The 11,748-nt window shown below is 57.5% G+C and carries 7 protein-coding genes; all 7 read left to right on the plus strand.

What is annotated here, in order from left to right; genetic code table 11:
- The first annotated feature begins 101 nt into the window (after positions 1-101).
- The 7 genes from OZX57_RS00880 (at position 102) to OZX57_RS00910 (ending at position 11,676) form a co-directional block, all read left to right on the plus strand.
- Positions 102-1,703 carry an MFS transporter gene (locus OZX57_RS00880; protein WP_277162335.1) on the plus strand — a complete coding sequence of 534 codons (1,602 nt, stop codon included), beginning with the start codon at positions 102-104 and terminating at the stop codon, positions 1,701-1,703.
- A 282-nt stretch (positions 1,704-1,985) separates the two neighbouring features.
- The gene (locus OZX57_RS00885; protein ID WP_277162336.1) at positions 1,986-2,942 is read left to right on the plus strand and encodes a TatD family hydrolase; all 957 of its coding nucleotides are present in this window, start codon (positions 1,986-1,988) and stop codon (positions 2,940-2,942) included.
- Between the two features lie 410 nt (positions 2,943-3,352).
- Positions 3,353-5,941 (plus strand): KUP/HAK/KT family potassium transporter, encoded by a 2,589-nt coding sequence (locus OZX57_RS00890; RefSeq protein ID WP_277162886.1) that lies wholly within the window; start codon positions 3,353-3,355, stop codon positions 5,939-5,941.
- A 372-nt stretch (positions 5,942-6,313) separates the two neighbouring features.
- The gene (locus OZX57_RS00895; protein ID WP_277162337.1) at positions 6,314-8,500 is read left to right on the plus strand and encodes a KUP/HAK/KT family potassium transporter; all 2,187 of its coding nucleotides are present in this window, start codon (positions 6,314-6,316) and stop codon (positions 8,498-8,500) included.
- 138 nt (positions 8,501-8,638) lie between these two features.
- On the plus strand, positions 8,639-10,183 hold the full coding sequence (locus tag OZX57_RS00900; protein WP_277162338.1) for an alpha-L-arabinofuranosidase C-terminal domain-containing protein: 1,545 nt from the start codon (positions 8,639-8,641) through the stop codon (positions 10,181-10,183).
- Between the two features lie 34 nt (positions 10,184-10,217).
- On the plus strand, positions 10,218-11,189 hold the full coding sequence (locus OZX57_RS00905) for an HD domain-containing protein (protein WP_277162339.1): 972 nt from the start codon (positions 10,218-10,220) through the stop codon (positions 11,187-11,189).
- Between the two features lie 214 nt (positions 11,190-11,403).
- Positions 11,404-11,676 (plus strand): hypothetical protein, encoded by a 273-nt coding sequence (locus OZX57_RS00910; protein ID WP_277162340.1) that lies wholly within the window; start codon positions 11,404-11,406, stop codon positions 11,674-11,676.
- The last annotated feature ends 72 nt before the right edge of the window (positions 11,677-11,748 follow it).

The raw sequence follows: 11,748 nt of genomic DNA on the forward strand, positions 1-11,748 counted from the left end.
CTACAGGCCTATGCATCAGCACAGCTACGGTTCGACATATCTACAGATCAACAACATAGATTCATCACTTCAAACATAGTTGTTAGGAATCGTTGAAATCCATGAATACCACCAATACTGATAGTCGCCGGTCGCACAATCAGGTAAACGCGACTGCTGCCGATTCCGCCCCCGCTCGCTGGAACCGCCATCCTTACCGCGCTGACCGCAGTGCACCCATCAGTCTGCTCGACGCCATTGGCTACGGGCTCGGTGACGCCTATAGCGGAGGATCCGGCGGCCTGGTCGGCACCTATCTGGTGCTTTTCTGGACCCGCTTCTGCGGCATGTCCATCGCTACAGCCCAGTCCGTGCTGGGCCTGAGCGCCGTTATTAGTGGTATTTCCTCATTGGTTTTTGGTGTGCTTGACGACAACCTGTTCCGTTTCGGTGTGGGGCGCCGCTTCGGCCGTAGGCACTTCTTCATCCTGCTCACCGCTCCGTTGCTGCTGGTGGGCATGCTGATGTGGGTGCCCGGTTTGCCGTTCGTCGTCTATTTCCTCGTTTACCTGCTGTGGGTTGCCGTTGGACAGCTTTTCGCCTCGGCCTACAACACGCTTCCCGGCGAAATGACCTCAAGCTTTGACGGCCGCACCAAGCTTTCGACGGTCCGTCTCCTGATTTCCGGGGCTTCCGGCACCGTCATCCTCTGGTCGGGCAGCCTGGTACTTTCGGTCTTCGGCGAGCATCGGCCGGCGGGATATATGGTTTTGGCTTTCGGTGTGACTCTGTTCTGCGTGCTGGCAGTGCTGATTTGCTGGCGTACCACATGGGAGATGACGCCCGCCGATGCCGGATTTGACCGGTATATGCATGGCGGGTTTCGCGCTTCTCGCCTCGGCCTGCGCGATTGGGGCCGTCGCATGGCCCGGATGGCAGGGGAGTATGCAAGTACGCTGAAAATCGCGTCATTCCGCCGTCACTTGGCCATCTATCTACTTATTCTCACCGCCAGTGATGTTTTCGGCCAGACGTTCCTCTTCTTTGTCATCTACGATTGGCACAAATCGGCCGCGTTCGCCTCGCTCCTGCTGAGCACGGGCATTATTTCGGTGCCGCTGACGCCGCTGTTCGGAGTGGCAATGACCAAGTTCGGCCCAAAGCGGCTTTACAAGCTGAGCTTTGCCGGCTGCCTTGTCGGTCTGGCATGGATTTTCGCAGCTTGGAGGCTATTGGGAGTATTGCCCGATGCGTGGTGGATGGTAATCGCGGTAACTGGCGTGCTGTTTTTCTTCTGTGCCAAAGGCCTCGCCGGCTATTTGCCATGGGCGGTTTTCCCGTTCATCGCCGACGTCGACCAACTGGTTTCCGGCCGTTACCGCGGTTCGACGTTCTCTGGTTTCCAAGGCTTCTTCCGCCAGTGCACCGCTGGCCTCGCCTCGGTGTGCGTGGGCGCCGTGCTCGGCCTCGTAGGTTTCGATTCCTCGTTGCGTTCCCAGTCGCCGTTGGCGTGCAATGGCCTCGCCGCGCTGATGTTCGGCTGGTACGGCATCTCCATCATCATCGCGTGGATTATCGTCCGTCGTTTCACGCTCGACAAGCGCACCGATGCCATCGCGCTGGCCGAGGTCGATCGCATCCAGTCCGGCGGCGCTCCGTCTGATATAAGCCCCGCAATCCGCTCCATCGTAGAAGACCTAACCGGTCAGCCCTACGGCCGCTAAAACTGGTTGTGAGTCAGAAACAGGTTCAGCGTCAAGAGCAAATAAAAAATGCCATATTTAACTGATTTTGATGGAAAAATTGATTCCACTTTCCTTATGTAAATTGTCAATAGAGCTAAATGTTCCTAAGAAAAATTGGCAGAAATGCAAAACTTTCCTAGGGTAAAACTGGCAGAGATAGGGAATTTTCCTAGGGTAAAATTGTCAATGTACGTCTGAAAGCCGCAGAATTGTTGGTTTTTGGCTGGTGTGTGCTGTTACGCCTCTCGTTAGACTAAAAACATGAGCAAGAAACATCGGGATCGAAGCTGGGCGCCGGCGCCGGAGGCGTTGCCGGACGGGGTGCATGTCGTTGACGACCACACGCATGTGGCGAGTGTAGTGCCGTTTGCGCAAGAGATGAACCGGCAGGCCATCGAGCGCGACCAGCCGCCGGTGCCGGTGTATAGCGTCGACGAGATGCTCGATCAAGCCAAGGCAGTCGGCGTCGAGGGCATTATCGATGTAGGTTGTGAGCTGCCGAACCTCAAGGTCGCGGTGCAGATGGCGCTCGATCACCCAGGTACGGTTCACGCAGGGCTGGCTATTCATCCGAACGAGGCGGTGCTCCATGGTCATCGCGGAGTGCCCGGCCCGGACGGGCTGCCGCTGAAATACCAGCCATGGCACGATACGAGTTTCGAAGATGCGCTCGCGGAAGTGCATCGTTTGGCAACGCAATACCCCGAACAGGTGGTCGCCATCGGCGAGACCGGCATGGACCTCTTCCGTACCGGCGAGGCCGCGATGGAGATTCAGCGCGATGCCTTCCGCGCCCATATCGCGCTGGCCAAGGAGCTCAACTTGCCAATGCAGATTCACGATCGCGATGCCCATCAGGAGGTTATTGAGACTCTGCTTGCGGACGGCAGCCCCGAACGCACCGTCTTTCACAGCTGGTCGGGTGATACCGCACTCGCGCAAATCGCTAAAGAGCAGGGCTGGTACCTCAGTTTTTCGGGCGCTTCAAGCTTCAAAGGCAACGAGGAAATCCGCAAGTCCGCGGCAATCGTGGGTCTTGACCATATCATGGTGGAAACAGACGCGCCTTATCTGACGCCGATGCCGTATCGTGGCCGTCCAAACGCTCCGTACATGATTCCCTACACGTTGCGGGCGCTCGCTGACACCCTAGATTTGCCGGTAAGTGAAGTCGCAGAGGCGACGCGGCGAACCACAAAGGTCGTGTATGGCATTTGAAGTGGCCTTGCGGCGATTTTTGTAAAATGTCACTCAAAAACGTGATTTTTATAGTTAATCTTGAATTTAACGTCATTTCGAACGTTCTTATTTATGTATTTGCCAAGGCTGATTTTGGTTTATCGGGCTTACATGGCTAAACTGTCCGTTTGGTTGAAACAGAGAGTGCCCGGTAGCGGGCTGAAGAGAAAATGCACGGGGAATAGTCTCCGCTTGGAGGATGAGTCATGGCGCAATCGCAGGATCGCGAGTCGCAGCAGCCACAGCACCGGGAACATCAGCATCGTTCTGCTGAAACAGCCGAAAATGGCGTCCACAGTAAACCGTCAACAGCGCAGAAGGCCGTTCGCAAGCCGGCCAAGGCCTCTGCGAAAACCGGTAGGTCCGGGTCGCGGTCGAAAAAGGAACCGATGAGCGCCGAGCAACGTGCAGCGGATAGGGAAAAGAAAGCCTTGTTGCGCGCTGACACCTTCACCAACGCTCCCAAGGTTGCGCGTGACACATTGACCTACGAGGAACGCCAGGTTCTCGCCAAGCATGAGCAGGAGGAAGAGGAAGAGGCCGCCAAGCTGACCAAGGCTTCCTCGCTCGGCCCGATTGGCCGCTGGTGGCGCAAGATGCAGTCCAGCAAGGACAAGATCACCATCGGCATGGCCATCGTCGCGCTCGGCGTGGTCTATGGCGACATCGGCACGTCCCCGCTTTATACGGCGCAGACTTTCATCACCGGTCAGGGCGGGTTTGGCAACATCGATCGCCCCGCGGTCCTCGGTTTGCTTTCGTTGGTCTTCTGGTCGATTACGCTCATCACGACCGTCAAATACGTGCTGGTCGCCATGCGTATCGACAACAAGGGCGAAGGCGGCATCTTCGCGTTGTTCTCGCTGATTCGTCACCATGGCAAGTGGCTGGTCATCCCCGCAATGCTCGGCGGCGCGGCCTTCCTGGCCGATTCCGTGCTGACCCCGGCCGTCTCGATTTCCTCGGCAGTTGAGGGTCTCAAGACCATTCCGGTCTTGGCGCCAGTATTCCATGAGAACACGAGCCTGACGCTGGTAATTACCGTCGTAATCATCATCATTTTGTTCTGTGTGCAGTCGCGCGGCACGGAGAGCATCGGCAAGGTCTTCGGCTCCGTCGTCATGATTTGGTTCACGTTCCTTGCTATCACCGGTATCGTCAACATCAGCGGCGACTGGAGTATTTTCGAAGCCATCAACCCGGTCTACGGCATCCAGTTCCTCTTCAGCAAGCACAATCTGGCGGGTCTGGCCATCATGGGCACCGTCTTTCTTTCGACCACTGGCGCTGAGGCGCTCTATTCCGACATGGGTCACGTCGGTCGTGGCAACATCTACTTCACCTGGCCCTTCATCTTCGTCGCCCTTGTTTTCAACTACTTCGGACAGGGCGCTTGGATGCTGCGCAATCAAGGCAACACCGCGCTTGGCAATGTCAACCCGTTCTTCGAGATGATGAGCCCGAACGTGCGTTATGTCGGCGTTATTCTTTCCGTGGCGGCTGGTGTGATTGCCTCGCAGGCGTTGATTACCGGTGCGTTCACCATGGTTTCCGAGGCCACGGGCTTGAACTGGATGCCGCATCTTCAGGTGCGTTACCCCTCGCGTACACGCGGTCAGCTCTATATCCCCGTGGTTAACGTGGTGCTGTGCGTGGCAACGCTTTTGGTGCTGGCGCTATTCAAGGACTCCGAGCACATTTCCGCTGCGTACGGCCTGGCGCTCACCATCACGATGATTACCACGACGATTCTGCTGACCGTCTATCTCTGGTACAGACGCCATCGGGTATTCGCCGGTGTCTTCTTCGTGGTATTCATTGCCATCCAGACACTGTTCTTCATCGCGTCCATGGCGAAGTTCATGCACGGCGGCTGGTTCACGATGCTGCTCACGGCAGTGATTCTCCTGATCATGATTACCTGGAACGATGCGACCAAGATCGAGCGCTCGCAGCGTCGGCACATGAAGCCGCGTGATTTCAAGCCTGCGCTGGCCAAGCTGCACGATGATTTCCGCGTCCCGTATTTCGCTGACAACATCGTCTACCTATCCTCCGACGGCGAGATGCGTCGCCTCGATACGGATATCTTCTTCTCGATTTTCGCCGACCACCCCAAGCGTGCTCGCGCTTGGTGGGCCGTTTCGGTGCAGACCACAGACGAGCCGTTCACGCGCGAGTATTCCGTTGAAAACTTCGGCACGGATTACATCTTCCGCGTGCGCATCAAGCTTGGTTTCAAGGTCTCGCAGTCCATCCCGGCTTACATCCATCAGGTGATGCATGATCTCTCCGCTTCCGGTGATTTGCCGGAGCAGAAGTCGGTCTACCCGAAGGTAGATGCGGATCCCGATATCGGTACAGTCCGTTACGTCCTGGTCCACAAGGCCTTGATGCCTGAGTCGAAGCTTACGGCTCGTGAGGCGCTGAGCCTCAAGATGAAGTATGCCATCCGCCATGTCGCCGGTTCGCCGGTGAAGTGGTTCGGTTTGGCGCCGTACAATCCGGTGGTCGAGGTGCAGCCGCTCTTCGTCTCCACCCGCCGTCCGCCGCGCCTCAAGCGTGTGGCGTTGCGCTCCGGCAAGCGTCATGTCGAGTCCAAAGACAAGAACGCTGAGCGCTCGGTTGTTGAAGGCAACGGCACGGGCAAGGGCAGTGCCTCCGAGAAGAAGGCCAAGATTGAAGCTCTCCACGCGGTGAAAGCCAATGCCGAATCCGAAACATTGAGTGAGAGTGAGAAAGCCAAAGCCCTCCGTGCTGCCAAGGCGCTGAAGGCGGTCAGAAGAGCCGAGGCCGAACATGCGCTGCAAACCTCGCGTGCGGCGAAGCAGGGCCTCGCCGATCTTGCCAAAGGCAAGGGCAAGAACAAGGGCAAAGACGCGTCGACTTCTGCCGACACTGGTGAGCAGACCACGGTTCTGTCTCGCTCCGATGTCGACAAAGCCGGTAAGCCTGGTAAGACGAGCAAAGCCGAGTGATTTCGGCAAATCCAATTCGTCTGATTGTAGTTCATAGGAGCTGACGATTGGACGAAAACAGTAGGGTCATCTGCGTATGCAGGTGGCCCTATTTCGTATGTTTTTATAGGCGATTTTATCGGGGATTTAGGTAGTGTCTGCCGATAGATAATCTCGATTTTGTCTTTTGAATACACATGGCTAGACTGTCCCGTTGGTTTGTAAAAAAGCGCCCGGCAAGCGGCTCGAAAAAGGAAAGCAAACGGAGAAGAAAGTTTCCGTTTCGGAGGGCAAATCATCATGGCGCCATCGCAAAATCAAGGGTCGACTCAACCCAAAAACCAACAGCAGAAACATTCGCAGGATCAGCGGCAGAAAGCCCCGAAGAATGCCATGAGTGCGGAGAAGAGGGCGCTGCTGCGCGCCGATACCTTCACCAATGCGCCCAAGGTGGCGAGTGACACGCTGACCGAGGAAGAGCGCGCGGAAATCGCCAAACATGCCCAAGAGGAGCGCGAAGAAGCCGAGAAGCTGACCAAGCCCTCGCACAGTCCGATTGGCCGTTGGTGGCGCAAGGTGCAGTCCAGCCGCGACAAGGTGACGCTTGGCATGGCCATCGTCACGCTCGGTGTGGTTTACGGCGACATCGGCACCTCGCCGCTCTACACCGTCCAGACGTTCCTGGCCGGCCAAGGCGGGCTTGCGAAGATTGACCGTCCGGCCGTGCTGGGCATGCTTTCGCTGATTTTCTGGACGTTACTGCTCATTACGACCGTGAAATATGTACTGGTCGCCATGCATGCCGACAACAAGGGCGAAGGCGGTATTTTCGCGCTGTTCTCGCTGGTTCGGCATTACGGCAAGTGGTTGGTCATCCCCGCGATGATTGGCGGTGCGGCTTTCCTGGCTGATTCCGTGTTGACGCCGGCCGTTTCGATTTCCTCGGCAGTCGAGGGCCTGAAAACCATACCTGCCCTCACCGGTGCGTTCCAGGAGAACACGAACCTGACGCTTATGATTACGATCATTATCATCGTCCTGCTTTTCTGCGTGCAATCGCGTGGCACGGAGAGCATCGGCAAGGTCTTCGGCTCGGTGGTCCTGGTCTGGTTCGCTTTCCTCGCGTTGGTCGGTCTGGTCAACGTCAGCGGCGATTGGGGCATGTTCGCAGCCATCAACCCGGTTTACGGCTTCCGCTTCCTCTTCAGCTCGCATAACGTCGCGGGCCTGTCGCTGATGGGCACGGTCTTCCTCGCGACCACCGGCGCTGAGGCGCTGTACTCCGATATGGGTCACGTCGGCCGTGGCAACATCTACTTCACCTGGCCCTTCATCAACGTCGCGTTGGTGCTCAACTACTTCGGGCAGGGCGCGTGGATGCTCAAGAACCAGGGCAATACCGCGTTGAGCAGCGTCAACCCGTTCTTCGAGATGATGAGCCCGAACGTCCGTTACTTCGGCGTCTTCCTTTCCGTGGCTGCTGGCGTCATCGCCTCCCAGGCGTTGATTACCGGCGCGTTCACGATGGTCTCCGAGGCTACGGGCTTGAACTGGATGCCGCATCTTCAGGTGCGTTATCCCTCGCGCACGCGCGGCCAGCTCTATATTCCGACCGTCAACGTCGTGCTGTGCGTGGCGACGCTTTCTGTGCTGGCGCTGTTCAAGGATTCTGAGCACATTTCCGCCGCGTACGGCCTGGCGCTCACCATCACGATGCTGGCGACGACGATTCTGCTGACCACCTACGTCTGGCATCACCGCCATCGCGCGGGCGCCGTGTGCTTCTTCGTGCTGTTCATCATCACCGATTCGCTCTTCTTCATCTCTTCGATGTCGAAGTTCCTGCGCGGTGGTTGGTTCACGATGTTGCTGACCGCGATGATTCTGCTCGTCATGCTCACATGGAACGACGGCACGAAGATCGAGCGCTCACAGCGCAGGCACATGCGGCCACGTGATTTCAAGCCCGCGTTAGCTAAGCTGCACGATGATTTCCGCATTCCGTATTTTGCGGACAACATCGTTTATCTCACTTCAGACTCGGAGTTGCGCCGTCTAGATACGGACATTTTCTTCTCGATTTTCGCCGACCATCCCAAGCGTGCCCGCGCTTGGTGGGCGGTTTCGGTGCAGACCACGGACGAGCCGTTTACCCGCGAGTATTCGGTCGAGGATTTCGGCACGGATTACATTTTCCGCGTGCGGATCAAGCTTGGTTTCAAGGTTTCCCAGTCGATTCCTGCCTATATTCATCAGGTGATGCACGATCTCTCCGATTCCGGCGAGCTGCCGGAACAGAAGTCGGTCTACCCGAAGGTGGATGCGGATCCGGATATCGGCACTGTGCGTTACGTCTTGGTGCACAAGGCCCTGATGCCGGAGTCGAAGATTACCGGTCGCGAGGCGCTGAGCCTCAAGATGAAGTATGCCATCCGCCGCGTCGCTGGTTCGCCGGTGAAGTGGTTCGGTTTGGCGCCGTACAATCCGGTGGTCGAGGTGCAGCCGCTGTTCGTCTCCACTCGCCGCCCGCCGCGCCTCAAGCGTGTAACACTGCGTTCGGCTAAAGGTGACAGGAGCTAACGAAGTGGCTTTGCAGACCCATGTTCATGGTGAAAGACCAGGCCATTTGACCACCGGCAGTTCCACCGGTGTCATATCTCAATTGGTAGCGCTAACATGATATGTACAACGTAGTAATCCAATGATGTAGGAGTGAACATGACGCGGACGCCATCCATGAATTCAGCGCAGTTGATCGTTGACAATGATTTTGAAGTGGCCAAGGTCAACAAGCGGTTGTTTGGCTCGTTTGTCGAGCATCTTGGGCGCTGCGTGTATACCGGCATTTACGAGCCAGGGCACCCGACCGCCGACGTGGATGGGTTCCGTCAGGATGTGATCGACCTCGTGCGTGAGCTTGGGGCCACGACCATCCGCTATCCGGGTGGCAATTTCGTTTCCGGTTACCGCTGGGAGGACGGCGTCGGTCCGAAGGACCAGCGTCCACGCCGCCTCGATATGGCGTGGCATTCCACGGAGACCAACCAGTTCGGCCTTCATGAGATGGCCAGGTGGCTCGACAAGGTGGGCGGCAACGAGCTGATGGAGGCGGTGAACCTCGGCACTCGCGGCCTTGAGGATGCGATGGATCTGCTCGAATACGCCAACATCCCGGGCGGTACGAAGCTTTCGGAAGAGCGTCGCGCCAACGGTGCCGACAAGCCGTTCGATATCCGCATGTGGTGCTTGGGCAACGAGATGGACGGGCCTTGGCAGCTCGGCCATAAGTCCGCCGAAGATTACGGCACGTTGGTCAGCTCGGTGGCGGCCGGCATGCGTCAGATGGATCCCGACCTCGAACTGGTGGTCTGCGGCTCCTCGTCCCACGGGATGCCGACGTTCGGCGCTTGGGAGGAAACCGTGCTTTCCAAGGCCTACGATCTGGTCGATTTCGTGTCTTGCCATGCCTATTACCAGCCCCACGATGGCGATATGGCGAGCTTCCTCGCCTCCGGTGTCGACATGGACGGGTTCATCAAGGATGTTGCTGCGACCATCGATGCCACCAAGGCGCGGCTCAAGAGCAAGCACGACGTGTTCATCTCCTTCGACGAATGGAACGTCTGGTATTCGGACGCCGAGGCCAGCCGCAATCCTGAAGGCATCGGCAACTGGCCGGTTGCTCCGCATCTGCTGGAAGACGTCTATTCGGTTGCGGACGCCGTGGTCTTCGGTGACCTGATGATTACGTTGCTCAAGAATGCCGACCGCGTGCACGCCGCAAGCCTGGCTCAGCTGGTCAACGTGATTGCGCCGATCATGACCGAGCCCGGCGGACCGGCATGGCGGCAGACCACGTTCTATCCCTTCTCTATCACCGCTCGGCTGGCGAAGGGCGGCACGGTGCTTGAACCGAAGCTCAGTTCGTCCCAGGTTTCCACGCCGAAGTACGGCGATGTGGACGGCGTCAACGCAGTTGCGGTGCGCGGTGCCGACGGCTCGGTGTCCGTTTTCGCAGTCAACAGGTCGCTCGATACTCCTGCCGAGTTCGAGGTGCGGATTGGCGAGGACTTGCGTTCCAAGGCCGGTCTCACTGTTGAAGCGCAGACACTTCATGACGACGATATCAATGCGAAGAACACCCGCGATGCGCAGAACCGTGTCACCCCGCAGGCCAACGATACCGTGGAGTTCGATGCGCAGTCCGGCACGGTGAAGCTCACTTTGCCCGCGGTTTCGTGGACTGCTATTTACATGAAATGATGCTTCTTGTGAGACGCGTCTCTACAATGGAAGCATGAGCGGATATATTCCTACACTTGCGCAGGCGGACGAGCTGCATCACCGAATTGCGCCCTCGCAGGCGGCGTACGACCTTATTCATACCCATTGCGTCGTCATCGCGACGATTACGCGTCAGCTGGTACGGCGGCAGAATGCGCTGTTTGTGCGGCGCTGCACGCTGCCCAAGGATGCTTACGAGCTGACAGGGAAGTACGGGGACGGCGGTTCCGCTTCCACAGGCCTTGCCGGGCAGGTGGACGCTTCGGGGAAGAACCGGCCCACTGGCGATCAATCAGACGATGCCCGATTCGAGGCGAAGGACGGGACGAATGCTGGTGGCAGCGGTTCCGCGAATGCCGATAACAGTGACGCCAACGATAGTGCCGGAATCCAGGTAACTCCTGCGGTGCTGGCCCAGAAACACGGCAGCAGTAGCGTTTTAAGCGGTATTGATGCCACAGTGCCTCCGACGGACGGGGTGAGCGGCGGCATGGTTCCGCCGCGTCTGCTCGATGAGAATCTTGCGGTGGTGGGGGCGATGCTCCATGACATCGGCACTTACCTTGTCTTGAAGCACGACGGTTCAGACGGCGAAAAGCTGCAATTCGACGGGCCGAACTACATCCTGCATGGGCTGCGCGGATACAACTGGTTGCTCGAGCAGGGTGTGGACGAGTCCATCGCGCAATTCGCGCGTAACCATACGGGAGTGGGGCTGACCCGCGAGCAGGTCGTGGCTCAGGGGCTGCCGTTGCCGCCGGCCGATTATGTGCCGATGAACCTCGAGCAGGAAGTGGTGATGGTGGCCGACAAATACAACAGCAAGTCCATCCCGCCGCGCTTCCTTACCGCCGAGGCTTACGCCCGCAAGGCCCGTCGTTTCGGCCCTGCTAACGAGCGTCAGTGGCTCGATCTCGTCAAGAAGTACGGCGTGCCTGACATTCCGGCGCTCGCCAAGAAATTCGACATGAAATTGGATGCGTGAAAGCAGCCGAAGGGTGCGAGCGTGATCAGGATTTTCAGCGTATTTTCCTGATTGTGCTCGCATTTTTATTTGTTGCGGTGTGGTCGGTGTAATCAAGCCGATTGGACTTTTGCACTACATATTTGTTAGATTAGATAGCGGTTTGATTATGGTTGGATAAATTGGTTTGCATGGTAATGGTTTGGCCATGTTGGGTTAAAGGGGTTTGTTGGAGATGGGTGTTGCGAAGGGTGTTGTCGCCTTTATTGTCAGTGCTGGCATGGTTTTTGCTGTTCCTGCACCGGCTGCGTCCGCAGAGTCTGCGGCGGGGCAAGGTAATCAAAATAGTCAGGTAAATAAGCCGAATCAGAGTGTTGGCGGCATCGCGTCACAAGGGTCGGCTGCGGTCAAGATAACGCGGAACACGTCTGCTTCCACCTCAAATGATGTATTACAAAGAAAAGCGGGGGGGATTCCTCTTCAGCTCTTTCTACTTATCCACAAGTAAACCGTAACGGCTCATCTTCGCCCTCTTCGGCGCTGCCATTGCAGCAGGCATCGCTTCCGCTTGCCAATCAGT

It is taken from the genome of Bifidobacterium sp. ESL0682 (genome assembly GCF_029392815.1).
In the GTDB taxonomy this organism is placed as follows: Bacteria; Actinomycetota; Actinomycetes; order Actinomycetales; family Bifidobacteriaceae; genus Bifidobacterium.

Bases quoted from the DNA above. Each gene is read 5' to 3' on its own strand.
- OZX57_RS00880 (WP_277162335.1), top strand. From the start codon at position 102: ATGAATACCACCAATACTGATAGTCGCCGGTCGCACAATCAGGTAAAC.
- OZX57_RS00885 (WP_277162336.1), top strand. From the start codon at position 1,986: ATGAGCAAGAAACATCGGGATCGAAGCTGGGCGCCGGCGCCGGAGGCG.
- OZX57_RS00890 (WP_277162886.1), top strand. From the start codon at position 3,353: ATGAGCGCCGAGCAACGTGCAGCGGATAGGGAAAAGAAAGCCTTGTTG.
- OZX57_RS00895 (WP_277162337.1), top strand. From the start codon at position 6,314: ATGAGTGCGGAGAAGAGGGCGCTGCTGCGCGCCGATACCTTCACCAAT.
- OZX57_RS00900 (WP_277162338.1), top strand. From the start codon at position 8,639: ATGACGCGGACGCCATCCATGAATTCAGCGCAGTTGATCGTTGACAAT.
- OZX57_RS00905 (WP_277162339.1), top strand. From the start codon at position 10,218: ATGAGCGGATATATTCCTACACTTGCGCAGGCGGACGAGCTGCATCAC.
- OZX57_RS00910 (WP_277162340.1), top strand. From the start codon at position 11,404: ATGGGTGTTGCGAAGGGTGTTGTCGCCTTTATTGTCAGTGCTGGCATG.